The sequence below is a fragment of the Anabaena sp. FACHB-83 genome (genome assembly GCF_014697485.1).
Taxonomy (GTDB): domain Bacteria; phylum Cyanobacteriota; class Cyanobacteriia; order Cyanobacteriales; family Nostocaceae; genus Nostoc_B.
This window is the reverse complement of the sequence record NZ_JACJRY010000011.1, coordinates 99,420-122,111: the sequence shown is the minus strand read 5'-3', so window position 1 is coordinate 122,111 and position 22,692 is coordinate 99,420. Positions and strand designations below refer to the sequence as shown.

The 22,692-nt window shown below is 39.9% G+C and carries 15 protein-coding genes; 8 read left to right on the top strand and 7 right to left on the bottom strand.

Annotation, left to right across the window (positions count from 1 at the left end; all coding sequences use genetic code 11):
* Positions 1-87: 87 nt before the first annotated feature.
* Together H6G79_RS15495 and priA are read right to left on the bottom strand one after the other, a co-directional pair.
* Complete coding sequence (locus H6G79_RS15495; protein WP_190592500.1) at positions 88-1,389, bottom strand: NAD(P)/FAD-dependent oxidoreductase; 1,302 nt, start codon at positions 1,387-1,389, stop codon at positions 88-90.
* 24 nt (positions 1,390-1,413) lie between these two features.
* Positions 1,414-4,080: a primosomal protein N' gene (priA, locus tag H6G79_RS15490; protein ID WP_191049361.1), complete on the bottom strand. Its 2,667-nt coding sequence runs from the start codon at positions 4,078-4,080 to the stop codon at positions 1,414-1,416.
* 870 nt (positions 4,081-4,950) lie between these two features.
* Between priA and H6G79_RS15485 the strand changes: the two genes are divergently transcribed.
* Positions 4,951-6,120 carry an RpoD/SigA family RNA polymerase sigma factor gene (locus tag H6G79_RS15485; protein WP_190590079.1) on the top strand — a complete coding sequence of 390 codons (1,170 nt, stop codon included), beginning with the start codon at positions 4,951-4,953 and terminating at the stop codon, positions 6,118-6,120.
* A 103-nt stretch (positions 6,121-6,223) separates the two neighbouring features.
* Positions 6,224-6,706: a GNAT family N-acetyltransferase gene (locus H6G79_RS15480; RefSeq protein WP_190590080.1), complete on the top strand. Its 483-nt coding sequence runs from the start codon at positions 6,224-6,226 to the stop codon at positions 6,704-6,706.
* A gap of 105 nt (positions 6,707-6,811) precedes the next feature.
* On the opposite strand, the gene H6G79_RS15475 is transcribed toward H6G79_RS15480, so the two are convergent.
* On the bottom strand, positions 6,812-8,608 hold the full coding sequence (locus tag H6G79_RS15475) for an ABC transporter ATP-binding protein (RefSeq protein WP_190590081.1): 1,797 nt from the start codon (positions 8,606-8,608) through the stop codon (positions 6,812-6,814).
* A gap of 214 nt (positions 8,609-8,822) precedes the next feature.
* On the opposite strand from H6G79_RS15475, the gene H6G79_RS15470 reads away from it, so the two are divergent.
* Positions 8,823-9,653: a DUF2887 domain-containing protein gene (locus tag H6G79_RS15470; RefSeq protein WP_190590082.1), complete on the top strand. Its 831-nt coding sequence runs from the start codon at positions 8,823-8,825 to the stop codon at positions 9,651-9,653.
* A 196-nt stretch (positions 9,654-9,849) separates the two neighbouring features.
* Here H6G79_RS15470 and H6G79_RS15465 read toward each other — a convergent pair whose 3' ends face one another.
* The 3 genes from H6G79_RS15465 to H6G79_RS15455 form a co-directional block, all read right to left on the bottom strand.
* Positions 9,850-10,908, bottom strand: coding sequence for an iron-siderophore ABC transporter substrate-binding protein (locus H6G79_RS15465; protein WP_190590083.1), 1,059 nt, complete (start codon positions 10,906-10,908; stop codon positions 9,850-9,852).
* A 118-nt stretch (positions 10,909-11,026) separates the two neighbouring features.
* On the bottom strand, positions 11,027-13,618 hold the full coding sequence (locus tag H6G79_RS15460) for a TonB-dependent siderophore receptor (protein WP_190590084.1): 2,592 nt from the start codon (positions 13,616-13,618) through the stop codon (positions 11,027-11,029).
* Between the two features lie 109 nt (positions 13,619-13,727).
* Positions 13,728-14,732 carry an AraC family transcriptional regulator gene (locus tag H6G79_RS15455; RefSeq protein ID WP_190590085.1) on the bottom strand — a complete coding sequence of 335 codons (1,005 nt, stop codon included), beginning with the start codon at positions 14,730-14,732 and terminating at the stop codon, positions 13,728-13,730.
* Positions 14,733-14,859: 127 nt separating this feature from the next.
* Between H6G79_RS15455 and H6G79_RS15450 the strand changes: the two genes are divergently transcribed.
* Complete coding sequence (locus H6G79_RS15450; RefSeq protein WP_190590086.1) at positions 14,860-15,681, top strand: Rpn family recombination-promoting nuclease/putative transposase; 822 nt, start codon at positions 14,860-14,862, stop codon at positions 15,679-15,681.
* A gap of 50 nt (positions 15,682-15,731) precedes the next feature.
* On the opposite strand, the gene H6G79_RS15445 is transcribed toward H6G79_RS15450, so the two are convergent.
* A complete protein-coding gene (locus tag H6G79_RS15445; RefSeq protein WP_190590087.1) occupies positions 15,732-17,870 on the bottom strand; it encodes a PAS domain S-box protein in 2,139 nt (712 codons plus the stop codon).
* A 307-nt stretch (positions 17,871-18,177) separates the two neighbouring features.
* Between H6G79_RS15445 and petJ the strand changes: the two genes are divergently transcribed.
* The 4 genes from petJ (at position 18,178) to H6G79_RS15425 (ending at position 22,256) form a co-directional block, all read left to right on the top strand.
* Positions 18,178-18,513, top strand: coding sequence for a cytochrome c6 PetJ (petJ, locus tag H6G79_RS15440; protein WP_190590088.1), 336 nt, complete (start codon positions 18,178-18,180; stop codon positions 18,511-18,513).
* A gap of 84 nt (positions 18,514-18,597) precedes the next feature.
* A complete protein-coding gene (locus H6G79_RS15435; protein ID WP_190590089.1) occupies positions 18,598-19,512 on the top strand; it encodes a tetratricopeptide repeat protein in 915 nt (304 codons plus the stop codon).
* 231 nt (positions 19,513-19,743) lie between these two features.
* Positions 19,744-19,938 carry a hypothetical protein gene (locus H6G79_RS15430; protein ID WP_190590090.1) on the top strand — a complete coding sequence of 65 codons (195 nt, stop codon included), beginning with the start codon at positions 19,744-19,746 and terminating at the stop codon, positions 19,936-19,938.
* A 224-nt stretch (positions 19,939-20,162) separates the two neighbouring features.
* Positions 20,163-22,256, top strand: a complete 2,094-nt coding sequence (locus H6G79_RS15425) for a TonB-dependent receptor domain-containing protein (protein ID WP_190590091.1) — start codon at positions 20,163-20,165, stop codon at positions 22,254-22,256.
* Positions 22,257-22,692: the final 436 nt, after the last annotated feature.

Below are 22,692 nucleotides of genomic sequence, written 5' to 3'. Positions count from 1 at the left end.
GGTGTGTTAGGCGTAAGCCGTAACGCACCACAGGTTTTGCGGTAGATGCGTTACGCTGTCGCTAACACATCCTACTTATATTTCAACTTACATTTTTGCCAAAATTTGTTGATTTGATTTTTTAACTTTCGCTATCCAATCTTGATATAAGTTGAGAATTTCTGAGTAGGAAAGTTTGCCTTCCGCCATCAGTTCAAATAACGAAGGTAGGAAGAACTTGGGTAAAATAGGAAAGAAATATTTACTCAGACGATTCCTGAATAACAACTCAACAAATAACTTTTTCGAGATAGGAAAAGCGTAATCACTTAATTCTACTAAAGCAATTCCATCAGCTTGACGTTGAAGACTAAACTTTTCCACAGCTACGGCTAAATTATCACCACATTCATCTAAAATTTGGTTAAAAATAGCTACATCTTCCAAGGCGGCGTTACAACCTTGTCCGAGAGATGGGGAAACTCCATGCGCCGCATCGCCAATCAACAAAACACTATCACCGTGATGATAGCGGTTACAGCGCACTGTCAGCACTCTAGATACAGGTCTATTAGCAAAATCTTCCGCTTCTGATTCTGGTAATACTTGGGCAATTTCTAGGAAATTTTGGTGTAAATAGTTGAATACTTCTTGTTTGGTAGTCAGTTCAGGAATGGTTTTATCTTTGTGCGGAAACACAATTACACCATTCCAACTGCTGTCCATTTGATAGACTAATAAAATATTTATACTGTTATCTAACCGCCAAGAGTTGACTTTATTTTGTTGCCAGTTGAGATTTAATTTAGGGTCTAATGGTGGTAAGAAAAAAGATTTGTAGTCATTTGCAACATAATTTTGTTTACACTGAAAGTTCTCTGTTTGTAGAAAACCTTCCCTAACTACTGAACGCGACCCATCTGCACCAATTAATAAGTCATAATCAACGGTAATTTCTGTGTCAGTATCCAGTTGTTTAAACTTTATTTGCTTTGTAGCAAAATCTACTTGTGTACATTCATGATTGAAGTGAAGATTAACTTGATTGCTGCCTTTGATGGTCAACTGTTCTAATAATTGAATTACCAAGCTCGTTCTGTCCAGGGTTAACTGTGAGTAGCTTCTACTGAATACCCGTGTTTTACCATTTTTTTGGTGCAGTGCGGCTCCATTAGTTTCTAAGCTGATGGCTTTTACAGCTTCCTTCAGTCCCTCAATTTGCTGTAAAGCATTGATCCCGCGTTGACTGAGAACAATCGAAAAGGTGCGCGACTTAGAAAAGGCGACAGTGCGGGGATCACTGCGAAAATCAAAAATATCGATTTGATATTTTTCTTGACGACGTAGTAAATAGTGAGCCAGTAGGACTCCGCTAGGGCCAGCACCAACGATCGCTACTCTTTTCACCATAATTCAACTCATAACTACCCAACCTCATAATATATTCATCGGATCAACATCTATAGTCAAGCTAACGCCATCACCACATAACTCTCTAATTTCGTCCCAATTGGGTAACTGGGGTAATTCATCAGGGTTAAATTTTAATAAGATTTGCCAGCGATAACGGTTCGCTACTCGCATTACCCCGGCTGGTGCAGGGCCGAGAATTTCAAAGCCTTCATTGTTCCCCAAGTTGGCAGCGATAATTTGGGCAGTATTCTGCACTTGAATGGGGTCAAGGCTACTGAGACGCAATAAAATTAACCTGCCATAAGGTGGATAATCAAGGTCACGCCGTTTTTCTAACTCAGTTTGACAAAAAGATTGATAATCGTGGGTGCAGACTGCGGCAATTACGGGATCTTCTGGGGTGTAAGTCTGCACAATGACTCTCCCTGCATCATCACCTCTCCCCGCACGTCCCGCCACCTGGGTAAGCGTTTGAAAAGCCCGTTCACTGGCGCGGTAGTCGGATAAATGCAGCAGTCCATCCGCCGCCACAACTCCCACTAGAGTAACTTGGGGTAAGTCCAAACCTTTGGTTAACATTTGCGTCCCGACTAATAAATCTGCTTCACCATTGGCAAACTGAGTTAGCAAGGTACGATGTGCGCCTTTGTTGCGGGTGGTATCGCTATCAAACCGGATGCACCGCAGTTGGGGAAACTGTTTGGCTAATTCTTGGGTGACACGTTGCGTTCCACTCCCAAAGAATTTTAAGTAAGGCGAACTACAATCGGGACAGAATTGGGGATGCGATCGCACATAATTACAGTAATGACACCGCAATAATTGGGGCGCACCTTCTTCTGCATGGTGATACGCTAAGGACACATCACAGTGCGGACATTCCATCACATAGCCACAACTGCGACAAGACACAAAAGTACTATGTCCCCGGCGATGAATAAATAAAATCCCCTGCTGTCTTTTTTCCTGTAATTGTGCCAAAGCCTCTTGCAAGCTGCGACTAAATATTGACCGATTTCCCTGCTGTAATTCCACCCGCATATCTACCACCTCAACTGGTGGTAAGGGGCGCGAGTTGATGCGTTCTGGTAATGATAGGTAGTGAGTGGGGAGTGGGGAGTGGGGAGTGGGGAGTGGGGAGTGGGGAGTGGGGGTAGACAAGGTAGAGGGGGTAGACAAGGTAGTTGAAACATCGTTTCTTCCTTGTCCCCCTTGTCCCCCTTGTCCTCTCTGTCCCCCTTGTCCCCCTTGTCCTCCCTGTCCCCCTTGTCCCCCTTGTCCCCTTGTCCCCTTGTCCCCCTCCTGCCTTTCCATACTCACCCAACTCTCCAAAGACGGCGTAGCCGAACCCAAAACCAAGGGACAGTTTTCTAACTCAGCCCGCCATTGGGCGACGGTACGGGCGTGGTAGGTGGGGATCGGTGAATCTTGCTTAAAGCTGCTGTCGTGTTCTTCGTCTAAGATGATTAAACCGAGGTTGGGTAAGGGGGCGAAAATAGCACTGCGCGTCCCGATGACTACTTGCGGTTCCCCTGTTAGCATTTGTCGCCAAGTATCGTAACGTTCGCCTTCGGAAAGGGCGCTGTGATAAACGGCGACTTTGTTACCAAACCGGGCGCGGAATCTATCGGTGAGTTGGGGTGTGAGTCCAATTTCCGGGACTAAGACTAAGGCTGATTTACCTTGATTTAATAATGGTGCGATCGCTTGTAAATATACTTCTGTCTTGCCGGAACCTGTTACGCCATGCAACAAGACTTGAGCAAATTTAGTTAATGATTGTATAGTTGCTAAAGCATTAGCTTGGGCAGTATTTAATAACTTTGGCTGGTCTGGCGTTAATGTCGGGCTTTGTTCAGCACGTAAAATTTCCCGTTCTTCAATCACGATGTAACCTTTTTGCGCCAAGGTTTTGAGGATGGAAGAACTCGCATTACAAATTTGCAAGAGTTCGCTGTGCCATAATTCCCCACCGTTGCGGCGCAAAACTTCGATGATTTCTCGCTGACGCTGAGTTAAATCGCGATCGCTACTATCTATTAATGTGACAGCTTTTTGTAATTTGGGGCGAGTTAGTCTGGGGGCTTCTAAATAACTCTCCACCAAACCCAAGCGCAACAATTCCCGCACGCCGCGATAGGTGAACTTGACTTTTTGTTGAATATACGCAAAACTGTAATCCCCTGATGGTTGAGTTTGCAACAGTTGTAAAATCTGCTGGGCGACTGGACTGAGAAAAGCTCGATGAGATTGGCTTTGGGTATTAGTTAAACGAATCCGGCGTTGAGTCCGCCCTAATAATCCCGGCGGTAAAGCCACCCGAATCACCTGAATTAAGGGCGTGTAGTAATATGCTGCGACGCGGTTTAATAATTCCCAATAATAGCTGGGGAAAAACCCCACACTCACCACATCTTCGACTTCTCGAATTTTGTCTGGTGCTAGATCAATATTAGGTGTGCTTAACAACCGAATGGCGATCGCGCCTAACTGTTGTGCGCCAAATGGCACAGTTAATATATCCCCTGATTTTACTTCTAACTGCGGTGGTAAACGGTATGTAAATAATCCGGTAGCGCCTGGACAGTCTACCAAAACTTCAACGTAGCGATTCCCCTTTTGGGCTTGATAAGATTCCCCTGGCTCGGCAACTACTAAATTTTGTAAATTTAAGTCATTAATATACATATTTGTTGTTTTTTCTTGACAGGAATTTATGATCCCTTTTCTTAGCTCTCAAGAATTTAGTCTTTTTCTCTGTAAAAAGTAAAGTGTATTTCGCAATACGTTTATCACTCATGATACTTGATAAGTTTCCCGTTATGTAACCTACTAGACAAATCAAACTTAGCTATACGTGCAATAAATATTTGAAGACTGCTTACCACAAAAACCAAAAATAGGACTCATATTTGATTTAGAGAAAAAACTGCCTACTCCCTACTCACTAACTGCACAGATAATTTCAAAAATAAAACCGACTGACTATAAACCTCTGACTATTTATGAAATCATTTGCCGATTTACTAAATGTGGCATAGCCTTTTTCCGTCCATTGGTAGATATTCAATTATTGGTGTATGTGAGATGCTTTTATACAACTAATTAATTTCAGCTAATTAAATTACTGAAATTGTGACCTTTAGAAAATTTTATGAAATCCAAATAAAATCAAAATCAAAACCTTTACTTTGAGATTAGTTCCCCCCAGAAAAGATGAAAAACTTTATAAAAATATAGGAATTTTTAAGAAATGAGAATAATTACTTGGTTTCTTTTATATTTGTTAAGGTTGAGAATGGTTGAGGGTATTTGACAGATTTAGGGATTAATCAAAAAATAAGAAGTATATCTGTTAGAACCTGAGACAATAATTTTGAGGTGCAATCACCAATATTTGTACAGGGTTTGATCTAGCAGTAATCATACAGGACAGCTAGAAAAGAATTTTTTAGTTTTGCTAAGTGATTAGTAGAAACTTGTACTTGGTAATCAAGAAAGTGCATTTGTTTCTAAGGGGAAACTACCAAGCCGCAAACGAGTAGCTGTCAAGGAATTATGTACCAAACAAAGCAACCATCCCTAAAGGAAACTATGAATATTGCTGAATTGGGAACAATGGAAATATTAGAAACTGCTGCCGATACAGAAGAACAACTACTCGAAAGTTTAGAAATATTGGTAGAAGAAGAATCCCCAATTGCAGAAAATCTCGAACCAGAGGAACGTGATGGGGATGAGATGGCAGCAGCGCGACCTTCAGGATATAACAAAACTGAGCATGATGATGCCGTAGGTGCATTTTTTAAAGAAATGGCACGTTATCCTCTGCTGAAACCAGACGAAGAAGTTGAATTAGCACGGCGAGTCCGATTTTTAGAAGAAGTCCGAGACATCCAAGCCGCCTTGCAAGCCGAACTAGGACAGCCAGCAACCAAAGCCCAAGTAGCCGCCCAGTTCGATATGACAGAAAAGCAGCTAGAAAGCCGCTTATATCAAGGTCGAGTAGCGAAACGCAAAATGATTCGCTCGAACCTCAGACTAGTGGTATCAATTGCCAAACGATATTTAAATCGCGGAGTACCTTTTCTAGATTTAATTCAAGAAGGGGCAATGGGATTAAATCGCGCCACAGAAAAATTTGATCCCGATAAAGGATATAAATTTTCCACTTATGCTTACTGGTGGATTCGCCAAGCCATTACGCGAGCGATCGCTAATGATGCCAGGACAATTCGCTTACCAATTCACATTGTAGAAAAACTTAACAAACTCAAAAAAGCCCAACGCGAACTCAAACAAAAACTTGGTCATAACCCCACAGAAGCCGAAATGGCCGCTTCTTTGGAAATGACTGTCCAACAACTACGCCAACTACAACAACTACGCCGCCAAGCCCTTTCCCTCAACCATCGCGTCGGTAAAGAAGAAGACACCGAATTGATGGACTTATTAGAAGATGAAGACAACCTGTCTCCTGAAGCCAAAATGAACGAAAACATGATGCGCCAGGAGATTTGGGAAGTTTTAGGTGACGTACTCACCCCACGAGAAAAAGACGTAATTTCTTTGCGTTATGGACTGACAACCAGCGAACCATGCACCTTAGAAGAAGTGGGAAATATGTTTAATTTGTCCCGTGAACGAGTCCGCCAAATTCAAAGCAAAGCCATGCGAAAATTACGCCGTCCCCACATTGCAAAACGCTTGAAAGGTTGGTTAGTTTAAAAGTGCTGAGTGCTGAGTGCTGAGTGCTGAGTTTTAGTCAAATGAGTCTTGACTCTTTAGCTTAACTATGGACTAATGACTATGGACTAATGACAAATGACTAATGACCGATTTAATTTTGCGGTTTGCTGAACCGAGTGATAGCAACGTACTATTTCAATTAATTAAACAGTTGGCGGAGTATGAGAAATTATCTCAGGCCGTTACAGGCAATGTTGCAGCACTACAAGAGCATCTATTTGGTGAACAAAGATATATCGAAGCCATTTTGGCAGAATATCAAGGACAGGCTGTAGGTTTTGCCTTGTTTTTTCACAACTATTCTACCTTTCTGACCAAGCCAGGAATTTATCTCGAAGATTTGTTTGTTTTACCAGAGTATCGCCGTCAGGGTATTGGTAAAGCACTGTTAACCAAACTAGCGCAAATTGCCGTCGAGCGAAATTGCGGACGCTTAGAATGGAGTGTCCTGGATTGGAATGAACCAGCAAAAGCATTTTACCGGAGTATGGGAGCCAGCATCTTAGATGATTGGCGAATTTGTCGTGTCACAGAAGAGAACCTGAAAAATTTAGCCGCAAAGTAATAACAGGACTTACGCACATGGATGTTTGTTAAGAAATGAGTGTAATAATTCAATATCCTTGCACTCCCACACCCAGTCTCCACAAACAAACTTTGTGCGTCACTCCTAGAGTGAAAGTCCAGACTGTACGCGCCACAGATTCGTATAAATCCCATCCAGTGCCAGTAATTCTTCGTGCGTACCCTGTTCTATAATTTGACCATGCTCCATTACATATATACAATGAGTATGGCGAATGGTGGAAAGACGGTGAGCGATCGCAATAGTTGTCCGATTTACTGTAATCTTTTCTAAAGAGCGTTGAATAGCTGCTTCCGTCTCATTATCCACCGCAGATGTCGCCTCATCTAAAATCAAAATCGGCGGATTTTTCAACACTGCTCTAGCTATAGCAATACGTTGGCGTTGTCCCCCAGATAACTTTTGTCCTCGTTCCCCAACTATCGTTTCATAACCTTGGGGAAGCTGCATAATAAAATCATGGGCTTCGGCTACTTTTGCCGCATCAATAATGGCTTCTTCTGTCGCATGAAACGTACCGTAGGCAATATTTTCTGCTACCGTACCATGAAATAAGAATACATCCTGACTAACTAAGCCAATACTACGACGCAAATCATACAAATCCAACTTCTGAATATCAATGCCATCAATAGTAATTGCACCACTAGAAACATCATAAAAACGCAATAATAATTTCACTAAAGTGCTTTTGCCTGAACCAGTAGAACCAACAATGGCAATAGTTTGTCCCGCAGGAATATGCAATGACAAATATTTAATGATCGCGGTACTATTGCGATAGGCAAAAGTCACATTTTTAAAATCAACCTCACCCCGCACCTGTTCCACCACTAAAGGCACATCTCCCGTAGTAATTTGGATAGGAGTATCTAATAAATCCATCACCCGCTTAGTAGAAGCCATTGCTCTTTGATAATGATCAAAAGTTTCTCCTAAAAACACTAATGGCCACAATAATCTCTGCACCAGCACCAGTAAAACACTATAATTACCTATAGATATTTTCCCTGAATATGCAGCCATTCCTCCCAAAAATAATAAAGCCGTAAACCCTGCTAAAACCAACATTCTAATTAAGGGGACAAAAGCCGCAGAAAGTTTAATTGCCTTGGTATTACTTTTTCTATAAGCTTCACTTTCCTCGGCTAATCTGGCATTTTCATAATTTTCTGCCGTGAAACTTTTAATTGTGGTAATTCCACTAATATTATTAGCCAGCCTTGCATTGAGAAGACTAACTTTTTCTCTCACATCAGCATAACGGGGTTCAAGACGTTTTTGATATAGAAATGAACCCCACAAAATAAAAGGCATTGGTAACATTGCTGCTAGAGTAATGTTAACTGGTAATATGAAAAATGCACCAACCATCAAAATTATCAAAGCAGTCGTAACTTGAATAACTTCATTTGCTCCCCCATTTAAAAAATCTTCAAGTTGGTTGATATCATCACTGAGAATTGACATCAAACCACCAGTGCTGCTGTCTTCAAAATAAGCTGATTCTAATTGTTGTAAATGGTTGTAAGCATCTAAACGTAAACTATGCTGGATATTTTGCGCGACATTGCGCCAAAGTCGGTCATAAGCGTACTGAGAAAGTGATTCAAAAACCCAAATAATAATAGTAATTAATGAAAGTAGTGCAAATTGCCATACTACTTCTTTAATGCCAAATTTAGCAATAACAGAATTTTGTTGTTGCACTAATATATCGACCGCAATACCCACTAACCAAGGTGGTGCTATATCTAAAATGGTATTAATTACAGAATAGGTAGAGGCTTGATAAATCTGTCCGCGATATTTTTCCCCATATCGCAGTAGTCGTTGCAAGGGAGAGAGTTGATTTGATCCTTGATGAAATTTAGGTGTCATTGTCTGAGTGAAACTTCAGGAATTTAATTTTTCTAATTAGTCATTACAAATGTAATTAACCAAAATATATAAATATTACTATTTTTTGATATATAATTTCTATCCAAAAACGGCAAATTTTTATCCCAAAATGGTAATTTATAGGTTATTTAGATAACACGTCTATGTAAAATCAGAACAAAACGTTATGATATGGCAGTGCTGAAAATACTTTATGCGACGCGATTCGATATTTTATAAATTATTTCAACAATCTCCTAGTTTGTTATTTGCGTTATTGACAAATCCACCAAATAATGCGGATGAATATATATTTGATTCGGTAGCTGTTAAAGAACCAAAGTTTGAAATTGATGGAGTATTTCTACCACCACAAAATCCAAATCCGGGTGTAGTGTATTTCTGTGAGGTGCAGTTTCAAAAAGACGAAAGACTCTACGAAAGAGTATTTGCAGAATCGTATTTGTACTTTTACCGCAACCGTGACAGATTTAGTAATTTGCAAATCGTGATAATTTACCCATCTCGTAGTTTAGAACAAACTGATATTAATCCTTATCTCAGTCAACTGAATAGCCCCCAGGTAAATCGGATATATTTAGATGAGTTGGGTGATATTCGCTCCTTACCTGTGTGGGTTGGGTTGATGGTGTTGACTACTTTGGAAGAAGAACGTACTACTGAAGAAGCCAGGTATTTATTAACCAGGAGTCAGCAGGAAAATTCTCAACCAGAAAATCGCGCCATAATAGAGTTACTGGTGACGATCATGGTGTACAAGTTTGAAGGTAAAAACCAAAGGGAGGTAGAACAGATGTTGGGAATTACACTCCAAGAAACACGGGTTTATCAGGAAATTAGGGAAGTAGAAGCGCGATCGCTCGTTTTGCGTCTATTATCCCGTAAAGTAGGAGAATTACCGCACCAAGTACGTCAACAAGTTGAATCTCTTTCCCTGGAACAATTGGAAAATCTGGGTGAGGCTTTGCTTGATTTTACAAGTATGGCTGATTTACACGTTTGGTTAGAAGCACTTGAAAGCTAACTATAGGAATCCGCTTTGATTCCTGAAATCATTTGCGTAGTAAGGGAACAGGGAACAGGTAAGAACGAACAAAAGTGTACGGAGTTTTTTTCAGAAATCAAATATGAGTCCTATATATGACTCGTATTTAATGTTTTAAAAAAATCTGTACATCTTAAATATTAAACTACTGATGTAATTTGGAGTCTGAAAAAGCTTAATTTTGACTCGCTATTTTCGCCAAGGGTAATAGTTGTTCTTGTAAAGATTGAAGAGTAATTTGTGTACCACTGGGTGAAGGTAAACCTAAACAAATATAAGTAGGAATAAAATAAACTCGGTTGTTTCTACTCGCACGTAATGACTGAGCAAGGGTGTTTGTTTGCCAAGATTTCTGCACAGATTGTAATTGAGTTTTGGTAAAACTAGTTGTGTTTTTTATATTGCTTAACTCAACAATGTTATGTCCTTGGACAATGATTAAATCGGCATCAAGTTGAGGTAATATTTCTACCGAAATCGGTTGAGTAATATTTGTTGGTGTAGAGTTGGAAACCTTAGCCAGTTTAAATCCAATATCCTCTAATAAACCCCCACAAAAATCTAGAGGAGTCACCAGATTGATTGATGAGTTGAGTTGTTCTGAAGACACCATCAGGACTTTTGGATAGGTTTTGACAACAGGTGCTAATGCTTGACGGGTTTTTGTTATTTGTTGACGATGGGCTGCTATGATTTTTTTAGCCTGATTGCTGCGTCCTAATACTTGAGCGATCGCCTGTAAAGAATCTTGCCATTTATTGCCACCAACATAATCAAACAGCAGTGTGGGCGCAATTTGGGATAATTGACTATATTGTTGCTGATTTCCCCGAATATCTCCCAAAATTAAATCTGGCTTGAGTTTGATGAGCGTTTCTAGGGATGGTTTGCTACTCATTCCCAGGTTAGCAATTGGGTGAGTGATGCGATCGCCTAAATAGGGAATCTGCTGACTAGGCTGATCGAAGTCGCCACGGCGATTGCTAAATATTTCCGCATAGCCAATCGGCTGCACACCCAATGAAAGTACAATATCTAACATCTTGGGATTGAGAACTACAATCCGTTGTGGTGTTCCACAAATCTGCGTTTCTCCCCCCAGATGTCGCACTGTTTGACAATCACCTCTGGGTATGCGACTCGAAGATGAAATGTCAGACGGTTGGCGATGACAACCTGAAAGTGAGAGAAACATCAAACAACTTACAGCGATTTTCAGGTAATTGAACCACATTTTTTTATCTCACGCAAAGGCGCAAAGGCGCAAAGGTACAAAGAAATCAAGATACTGGCTTGTAGTCTAAATACATGAAAACTGCTGTAACAGTAATAATCGCACAATTACTTTCATCCTAAAAACTCACCGAAATTGAACCCACCACTGTAAATGGTTCTCCAGGAAGTCCTGCATTTGTGCGGCTACCAAATCCCCCCCGACTGTTGGTATATTCCACATCAAATAGATTGCGGAAATTAAGAGCAAACTTCCAATTATCTCGGCGGTAAAATAATGCTGCATTGGTGAGAAAATAGCTATCTAGGGTAAAACTATTATTCAAATCTCCCTGACGTTCACCAACATAATTAATACCGATTCCTCCACCCAAACCTTGCAAACGCCCGCTTTGAATTTCGTAGGTTGTCCATAAACTGGCTTGATGTTGGGGAATTCCAATCAATCTGTTCCCCACCGGAATAGTATTATCTTGAGTTACCTTTGCATCCGTATAGCTATAGGAAGCAATGATATTCCAACCCGGTAAAATTTTTCCTGTCAAGTCGAATTCTACACCTTGACTGCGCTGTTCACCGGTGGCGATGGAAATACCCAAACCGGGAAAATTTGGATCTTCAGTAGCGACATTCTGCTTGGTAACGTCGAAATAAGCTAACGTCGCCAACAAATTCCCGCCTAGTAGTTCTGTTTTTACCCCCACTTCAAATCCTTCCCCCCGTTCAGCTTCTAAGGGGTTGCCATCTGCGCCGATGTCATCCACACTGGGGTTAAACGATCGCGAATAACTACCGTAAAAAGAAACATTGGGAATTGGTTGATAAACTACACCGATTCTGGGTGTCCAGGCAGAATCATTTTGAGTTGTATCACCACCTGGGTAAAATAATGCAGGTACATTCTGATTTCTTTGTGCTACTGTTTCATAGCGCAAACCTAGCAGTAGATTTAATTGTTCAAAGATTTCGATTTGATCTTGCAGATAAATTCCTAAGCGATCGATTTCCGAATTGCGGTCAAACAGCAATGTATCAAATTCTGGTCGATTTACGCCATAGCTGGGATTGAAAACATTAATGGGGAATGAAGTAAAGTTAGCCGAAGCAAAGCGACTGGTATTAGTGCGACTCAAATCTGCACCAAATAGTAAAGTATGTTTGAGTCCACCAGTGGTAAATTTGCCAATAACATTGGTTTGTAAGGCGTAATTGCGAGAATTGAAATCATCTAAAGCAAATATTCGCTGAAGTTCCCCAGTTGTTTCATCAAATCCTAGAAAGATGCTGAGTTTATCCGAGAAAACAGTGGAATCTGTGAAGCGAAAAGCATTGCGAATTGACCAATTATCGCTGAATTTGTGGTCTACAGATAAATTCAAACTCAAGAAATCACGCCGCAGAAAATCATCAGGTTCATTAAAAATGCGATCGCGCGGAGTATTGATCACGCCATCCCCAAAAGCCACTTTACCCGAATCCCAAGGCTGTTCGCGGTTGGAGACTTGTAAATCAAAAGCTAGATTGGTGCGATCGCTAATTTCCCATGTCAACGTCGGCGCAATAAAAAATTGCTGAAACTCTTGATCAAAATCTCGAAACCCATCTCGTCGAGAATAAACAGCATTCAACCGATATAGTAGGCGTTTATCATCTGTTAAAGGCCCGGAAATATCTATCTGCGGACGAATCAAGCCATCAGAACCAAATTGTAGTTCAGTTTGATAAAAAGGTTCAGATAGAGGTTGTTTCGTGACGACATTAATTAAACCCCCTGGCTGAATCTCCCCATAGAGTATCGATGCTGGCCCTTTTAATACCTCAATGCGTTCTATGTTGGCGACTTCGGGAATCTCCGCAAAATCATATTGACGAAAGCCATTTTGCAATACAGGTGCTTGATCAAATCCCCGAATACTATAGTTTAAATCACTACTCGTATCTGTACCGTTATAGACAACACTACTAGAATTTTGTAAAGCTTCCTCCAAGCGCGTTACTTGCTGTTCTTCTAACACTTGACGAGGAATCACCTGAATTGATTGGGGAATTTTCAAAATTGGTGTATCTGTGCGTGTGGCTGTCGTCGCATTCGGTGTGAAATACTGGTCTTGTTCCCCGGTAACTACTAACTCAATTGGTTCATCCTGTTGCGCTGTTGGTTCTTCCTGTGGTGTTTGCGGTGGTTGTGTCGCAGTCGTTGTAGATACTACAGCAAAAATTAAACCTTCATCCCCATCAAATAACTCAACTGTAGGCAAAATTTTCTCACCGGCGATCGTCACACGCACACTATTGACATCTACATTCGTCACGGTGATTTCAGTAATTCCCGCGATTGGTTTTTCCGAACGAAATGTAAAAGCATCGCCATTGGGTAAACGCAACTGAGCATTAGGGATATCTACAATCAAGTTATTACCTTCACCGCGATTTGTGACTTGTAGTTGTTCCCCTTGGTTTGTTTCTAAAATTACCTCCACACCTTTATCTGTGGGATTTGCCTTAACTCCTGTAATTACTACAGTTGATTGAGCCAGTAAAATTTTCTCCCTCGTGCTTTGAATAGTATTTTGCTGTTTTTCTGATGCCAATACCTGTGCAGGCTCGCATATACTACAGATGATCCCGACTACACCCACTACCAACCAGAGATAAATTTTCAGTGATAATGCCAAACCCTTGCTGCTAGAAACCAAACCCCAACTGTTCATACTACTCCCTACACCCCTAAAAATCATCTTGCTTATTGCGTATATTTCTTATTTGCTAACAAACAGAGTGTAAAAGAGTGAAGCAAGTTGAGTCTATCCCAAAACAGTCTTATAGTCCCGAAACCAGCTTTTTACCTAAACCACATTCCCGTGGTGTGATCCCAAACTTGCGCTTAAAAGCAGCCGCAAAATGTCCTAAATGAGAATAGCCGACAATATTAGCTACTTCTGCCACTGTAAAATCAGTATTCTGTAACAGTTGATGCGCTTGTTCCATACGCTGATTTGTCAAATAACCGAACACAGTTGTACCAAACTGCATCTGAAATCCTCTTTGCAGGGTACTTTCACTCAAACCTACCTGTTGCGCCAATTCTGACAATAACGGTGGATTCTCCAAACTCTCTTGTAAAATTTCTTTAGCGTGATGAATTTTAGCAATAGTGTCTCTTTTCAATCGTGATGGTAATTGCTTTACTGTAGTCTCTTCTAAAAAAGGAGCTAACTGCAAAGCCATTAATTCTATGACTTTACCCTGTAAATATATCCGCCTAGTTACGCCTTGATAGGGACAGTTAATAATTTGCATTACAACACTTTGAATAGCTGAATGAGTTGGAGAGTAAAGTAGTGTTTGCCAATCGCTTTCTTTTGCCAAAAATTTTAATTGAGGCAGTATTTCTCCATCTTTTCCAGGAAAAAAAGTCTTCAATAAATGGGGTGGCATTTCTATATCAACACCCAAAATTCTTTGGGAATGCTGATAGCAAATATCAATTTTTTGCTGCATTCCACCACCAGAAATAAAGTTATTTCTATTTTCTCTCCCCATCTGCCCATAAGTATCTGTATACATCCCTAAAGCTAAGGCATGAAATTGCAAGGGATGATGATTAATTGGGGTTTTTAACACCATATCATGATGATACTCTTTGTCAAAAATACATAACCACAGTTGAGGATAGACTTCAATTGTGCGATAGTAGCCTCTACCAAGGTGTTTGGGCATTTGATCGAGATATTCATCTGCTTCTAAACCTGGTGATGCTTCCCTATTTTCCTTGCTTGCTTTTAAAAGTTCATTGTAGTCTTGACTACTTAAAGTAATCGTCATTGTCAGGAATTGCTTACATTAATAATAATTATTTGCAATAATTCTAGCATCAAGTTGAACAGTAATGAAATCAGAATGTCAAAGTATGTATGGTTAGATATTTAATAGAATTTAACTAAAATACTTCATGCGGCGTGACTCAATTTTTTACAAGCTATTTCAACAATCACCAACTCTGTTGTTTGAATTGTTAACCAATCCTCCCACAAATGCTGAGGCATATCGGTTTGATTCAGTAGCAGTCAAAGAACCGAAGTTTGAAATTGATGGGGTCTTTTTACCACCAGAAGATGAAAGTCCGGGTATAGTATATTTCTGTGAGGTACAATTTCAAAGGGATGAACAGCTTTATGAAAGGGTATTTGCAGAATCATCATTATATTTCTATCGTCAGCGTAATAGATTTAGTGATTGGCAAGTTGTGATCATTTACCCTTCCCGTAGTATCGAGCAAAGCGATATTTATCCCCATAGAAATCACCTGAATGGCGACCAAGTGCATCGTATATATTTAGATGAGTTGGGGGATATTCGCTCTTTACCTATATGGGTGGCGTTAATGGTGTTAACTACCCTTGATGATGAACAAGCACCACAGGAAGCAAGGTATTTGCTTACAAGAAGTCAACAAGAAATACCTCAACTCCAAAATCGCGCCATAATAGAGCTATTGACAACTATCATGGTCTACAAGTTTGAAGATAAGAGTCAAAGGGAGGTTGAAGAGATGTTAGGGATTACACTCAAAGAAACAAGAGTTTACCGTGAAATTAAGGAAGAAGGAGAAAAATCGCTGCTTCTGCGTCAATTAACTCGTCGTGTGGGAGAATTATCTCCAGAGATATGGCAGCAAGTTGAATCTTTGTCCTTAGAGCAATTAGAAAATCTTGGCGAAGCACTGTTAGATTTTCAGGGAATGGCTGATTTAGAGGCTTGGTTTAATCGCTGAAGTTGAACGAGGATAATGCTAAAAAGACTTTGGCGATCGCTTTTTCTTGATTATGATAGACCAAGATGGATAGGAATTTCGATTTGAAATTCAGCGCCTTGTTCTGGTGTGGATAGACAAGTGAGTTTTCCTTTGTGCTTGTTGACAATAATTTGATAGCTAATTGATAAACCTAATCCTGTTCCCACACCGACGGGTTTAGTTGTAAAGAAAGGGTCAAATAAACGTTTGAGTAAATTTTCTGGAATACCTGGCCCATTATCAATAAACCGAATGATAATGTGTTTGGTGTTTGATACAAAAGTCTGAATGCGGATAGAACTAGGGTTTTCTTGGATTTGTGCGAGAGAACGTTTTTGATCTCGTTCTTCTAAAGCATCTAAAGCATTGACCAAAATGTTCATAAACACCTGATTTAAGTGTCCTGGATAGCATTCTACTAAAGGTAAGTTGCCATATTCTTTGATAACTGCGATCGCTGGACGGTTATGTTGTGCCTTGAGGCGATGGGTTAAAATTACTAAAGTGCTATCAATGCCAGAATGAATATCTACAGCTTTACACTCGGCTTCATCCATCCGCGAAAAATTCCGTAGGGAAAGCACAATCTGTGAAATTCGTTCTGCGCCTATCTTCATTGAGGAAAGTAATCGGGGTAAATCTGCTATCAAAAATTCTAAGTCAATAGCATTGATGTGGTCTTGAATCACTTTTTCAGGATGAGGATAGTGTTGTTGATAAAGCCCAATTAAATCTAATAAATTTTGAATGTATTCGGTAGCAGGTTGGATATTACTGTAAATAAAGCTAGTGGGATTGTTGATTTCGTGAGCAACTCCAGCAACTAACTGACCAATAGATGACATTTTCTCACTTTGGATCAGATGAGCTTGAGTATATTGCAATTCTTTGAGGGTTTTCTCTAAATCTTGGGCTTTTTGTCGCAGACATTCTTCCACAGCTTTGAGTTCACTAATATCTCTAGCAACTGTTGATAAATATTCAACTTGTCCATCAGGTGATTTGTGGGCAATTATCAATTGCGAAAGGGGAATTTCTTTGCCATCTGCGCCTAAGAGTGCGGTTTCTCCTACCCAATTACCACAGCGAATTGATTCCGGTATCCCTTGATTAAGGATAATTTCATTTGTCCATTGGGGATGATTTTGAGATAAATTTCTACCTTGAAATGATTCTGTTTCTGACAATCCCAACATTCGGCGAGCAGCTTGATTAAAGTAGAGAACTTGTCCAGTTAAATCAGCAGTACTAATAAAATCTGGTGCGGCTTCAAGAATGGCTAAAAGTTTGGCTTTTTCTTTTTCAACTTGTTGGCGATCGCTCTCATCACGAGATACACCGACTGTCATCACAATTTCACCTTTTTCGTTGCGAATGGCAGATTTGATTGTGTGAAATAAGCGTACTTCGCCATTATATCTAGTCACTTTTTCTTCGGGAATTTCTAAAGTATTTCCTGTTTCAAATACATAAGCATCATCTTTAATATATTGGAGTGTATTATCTGCTTCATTAAAAGGCGCATCAATCAAATCTTTGAGTTCCGATGCGCTCATCCCGTAATAATCACGAAAAGCTTTATTTGCCCAAATAATGCGTGAGTTAGCACCTTTAACTAATACCATATCAGTAATAGCATCTAAGATAGACTGATATTTTTTTTCATTTTCTCGTATAGCTTTTATCGAATTATTAACTTCCGTGAAATCTTTGACAATTGAAATAATACTAATTATTTGACCATTTAAATCAAAAACAGGAATGTTAGACCATTCACAAACAATTATTTTTTGATTTTTGTCTATATTTTCGTTCAGATTGACATTATTTTTTGCTTCTAACTGTTGCAGGAATGACTGCATAATCATGCTCACTTCTGTTCTTGAGTTTTCTGGCACCAATAATTCGATGACATTGCAACCAAGAACTTCATGTTTGCTATAGCCAAATAATTTCTCAGCCGCCAAATTCCATTCGGTAACTTCAAAGGCTGCATTCCACTCAATTATCGGCAACGGGTTGTATTGGGTTAGTAATAGAAGTTTATTTTGTAGCTGTTGTAATTGTTGCTCTGGGGATGGGAACGCAATTTCTGGACAAGCTGTGTGGGAATTCACAGAACAATTCTTAACATTATTGGGCTGAATATTTTGTATTTGTGAGTTCATTTTAAATTTGAGGCATTATATAAGTTTAGTTTGGTTATTAAATTTAGAATGCCCTTTTATTAAAGCTATGTAACATTCTGCCGGATAAATGTGAGGCTTAATCTGCTACCAATTGCATACTGATTGCGAGTATAGCAAGAGTGCGATCGCTGATTTTGATCTGAGTTTTTCTTAACTGCTGAAATCCCCTATTCACAATCATTACAGCGAAGTTTGACAGCCTGTCTTTTGACGAGGGGATTTTCATCAATTGACAATTAAGAATGATATCGTCCGAAATGTACGTTGGTTTCAGAGAGAACACTCCATGAAAAAAGTTATTTCCGTTTTGCTGTTAGGCATTGCCATCTTCACTTTTGCCTTCAGCACCCCAGCTTTAGCCGCCGACACCGACAACGGAGCTAAAGTATTTAGTGCTAATTGTGCTTCTTGTCATGCAGGCGGTAAAAATTTAGTTAACGCTGCCAAGACATTGAAAAAAGAAGATTTAGAAAAGTATGGGATGTACTCCGCAGAAGCCATTATTGCTCAAGTAACAAATGGTAAAAATGCCATGCCTGCTTTTAAAGGTCGTCTAAAAGCTAATCAAATTGAAGATGTCGCTGCTTACGTGTTAGACAAGGCAGACAAAAGCTGGAAGTAGAGTATAGATTAGTATAGTCTTACAAACTGCGGGGCGAATTGTCCCGCAGATTATGTTGTTTTGCCGAAATTGTCGATGATAATTATGACTAATTTTTGGCGGTTTTTATTCAGTTTGCTAGTTGTGTTTTCTTTGACTTTTGCGAGTCAGCTTTTATTGCCGTCAACATCCCTGGCTCAAAGTGTCTCTAACCAGTCTGTGGATTTAGGCGTTGTGCAGATGCAGCAAGGCAATTATGAACTAGCCATAGTTCACTTTAATCAAGCAATTGCCCAGAACGAAAAAAATGCTGTGGCTTATAGTAATCGTTGTTTGGCTTATCTCCATTTACAAGATTACCATCAAGCGATCGCTGATTGTACACAAGCAATAAATTTTTCGCCAAATAATGTGGAAGCTTATCTGAATCGCGGATTAGCTCATTACAGACAAGGTAATTATCTCAGTGCGATTGAGGATGATAATTTAGCGATCGCTCACAAACCCCAAGATTTTCGCGCCTACTATAATCGTGGTGTAGCGCATAACGCCATTGGTGATCACACATCTGCAATCACTGATTTTAATTTGGCACTAACACAAATTCCATCAGTAGCCAATATATTCTTTGCAGATATTTACAATGATAGAGGTTTAGCGCATTTTCAGTTGCATAACTTAGATGCAGCAATGCAAGACTTTCACTTAGCGATTCGCTTCAACGCAGATGATTACCGAGCTTATTTTAACCTTGGTTGCATCTGTGGTCGTAACGGAGACAACAACGCCGCCGTCAATCATTTTTCCGAAGTGATTAGATTAGATCCGAGTAATGGTCAAGCATATTTGAATCGCGCCATAGCTCAATATTATCTAGGGTACAATCAAAGAGCGATCGCAGATTTAAACAAAGCATCTGAGTACTTTGAACAGCAAAACCAAAAAATTGCCTACGAGAGAACCAAAGATTTACTCCATCGTTTGCAGCAAGAAGTTCAACTTGCAATTCAAATAGGTTAGTTCCACCTCATCAACAGGTAATTTATCCGTTGTTGTAGAGACGTTGTATACAACGTCTCTAAAGTATTTCAGTATGGTATATTTTTTATTGGACAATAGACAAAAGTATTGCAATTATGTCTATTTATTATATTTAAAAATATTGAATTTATCTCATTGCTTTGCAAACATCAAAATTAGACAAAACCTAACTTCATCGGTCTAATATTTGCAAATCAAGGAGCAAAGCTAATGACAAATATCACAATTAATCAATTAAATATTCTTGGTTATGAACTGTTTAATGATTCTGAAAGCTTTCTTGACGGGCTAAATAGTCAAGAAATCCTATCTCTTCAAGGTGGTTTTTATTCAGCACTATCTGGATTTAGTACAGGCTATGGTGGTTTCGGTAGCTATGGCTTTGGATATAATTCCTACTGTTAGGTGTTAATTGATGAGTAAGTTAATTAACTAGAAGAGTAACTATGATTACTCTCTAGTTTTTTCTTAGTTTAAATAAATTTTGCAGACCAATAATCTATAACCCTAATATTTGCTTGATTTATGAATCTTTGATGATAAATATGACAATCTGTCATTTGACAATATTTTACAGTAACAGCAACAATACCTAGCAGTGATTATTGTTACTTGGTGTGAGACGAGAAGTGAAAAAAAATTGTTGGTTGCTGGTTGCTTTACCAAATTTGCTGATAAATTTACCTGCTGAAGCCATTGAGACTGAAATTCAACAGCAAGCTGATACTGAATTAACTCCGGTAACTTCAACTATTTCTGACTTAAAAGACATTGACTTACCGATTACTCGTGCTGAATTATTAACTCAAGAAACGAATAATGATATAGAATTTAAACAAGAAACTCCGCCAGACACAGAAACCCAACCTGCGGATAATGCAGATATTTCTACAGAAGTAATTGGGGAACAAGATACTTTCTCTGGCTCTACACCTGTTTATGTAATTGAAAAAGAAGAAATTCAAAAACAAGGTGCTACCAGCGTTGCAGATGTTTTAAAAAGATTACCTGGGTTTGCGATTAATGATGTCGGTCATGGCGCAGATATTCACACAGGCACATATTATCGCGGCGCGTCAATTAACCAGTCTGTATTTTTAATTAATGGCAGACCGATTAATAATAATATCAACACTTATCACGGCACAACCGATTTAAATAGCATTCCAGTAGAATCAATCGAACGAGTCGAATTATCTAGCGGTGTCGCTTCTACTTTGTATGGTTCCTCCGCTTTTGGTGGAGTTGTGAATATTATCACCAAAGAAGGCTATGGAAAACCAAAGCTAACTGGTAGTGTGGAATATGGCTCCTTAAGTTTAAATAATCAACAGACTAGTTTTAGTGGTTCAGTTGGGGCGGCGAGATATAATTTCAGTTTTGAAAGGTTGTTTACCGATAACCGTTATCGTGTGCCTGTAGGTGCAGCCAATAGAGATTCTCAAGGTTTTTTATTCAATGCAGATACAGCCACAAGTACCTATTTTGGTAACATCGGCATAGATTTAAATACTCGCAATACCTTAAATTTAGATGTAACTGCATTGAGTAGCCGTCGCGGTTTAATTTATTTTGGTTTTCCGCTACAAAGAGACCGTTTAGACCATGATGGCTTGAATGTTGGTTTATCTTGGAAAGCTCGGTTAGGAAATGGCGATCGCTCTAATTTAACCACTACCATTGGTTACAATCAAAACTATTTCAGTACCTACGGGCCGACAGGTAACTTTTATCGCACAGGGGCTTTAGATACACAACAGTTTTCCGCCAGAGTAGACCATGAGTGGCAATTAGGGCAAAGCAATAAATTACGCTGGGGATTAGATTTAAAAAATACTAACTTAAACGGTGATGTTTTAAGTACCAGCCCCCTGCGTATCGCTAATAATGAAACCGAAAACCGAGATTTATTAAACACAGCTTTATTTGCTGTTAATAGTTGGAATATCAGCAAAAATTTTCAACTCGATTTAGGACTCAGGCAGAGTTTTGATACAGAATTTGGTAACTATCTTAATCCGAGCGTCGGCTTGCGTTATGCCCTCACCCCCACACTTGCAATGCGGGGAAGTTGGGCTGGCGGACAACGCAACCCCGGACTAGACCAGTTATATGTTTATGACACAGTACATGGTTGGGAACCAAACCCTGATTTAGACCCCGAAACCGGTTCTAGTTGGACTGCGGGAGTAGATGTCAAATTTGCCGAGAATTTAACTGGACAGTTTACTTATTTCGGCAGCAGTATCGATAATCGTCTCGGTATTGTAGCTGGACGCTGGGCAAATATTGGGCTAGTAGATACCAACGGTTTAGAAGCAGCCTTACAACTCAGACTCAATTCTGGCTGGTCAACTTTTCTCAACTACACCTACACAGATGCTCAAATTAAAACAGGCGCAGAAAGAGGCTTGCAGTTGGGTTTGATTCCCTATTCTTTACTACAAGCTGGTGTTGGGTATCAAAATTCTGGTTGGCAAGCTAACTTGTATATGACCTACAACAGTGGTGCAAGACGAGCCTTATTTAATCGAACCGGCGACCAAATTACCGATTTTGCCCCATCCTATTTCAACTTAGATTTTAGTGGTCGCATCCCTGTAGCTGGCAATTTAGGATTGACAGTTTACCTAGAAAACTTACTGGGTGAACAATACGAGCGAGTAAATCGTATTTATAGTCCTGGGTTTACCTTTCGTTTGGGGTTAAGCTCAAGTTTGTAGACAGTTCAGTTAAGGCAATAACTTAGACTGGTTTAGGTTGGGTGGAGGAACGGAACCCAACATTCACGCATACTTTGTTGGGTTCCGCTATCGCTACACCCAACCTACTATTCTCTTAACTATCAGGTGTTTCAACTAGAAATATCGTCCTAACCTAAAAGGCGAGAGAGGAGCAACGAAAAATGTGGGTTTTAACCCGGATTTCTCACCACACCTTTCAAAGCCTGTGCAGGGGAGCAGGGGAGCAGGGGAGCAGGGGAGCAGGGGAGAATGAAGGTACTCTCTCCCCTGCCCCTCCGCACCTCTGCCCCTCTGCCCCATCAAACGCCTGAAGCTTGTGAGAAATGTGGGTTTTAAGCCCCTACTCCTCTGCTCCCTTTTGCCAGACATAATATGAGAGGCTGCTAAAAATGTTCTCCACTTGTCATAATGGGGA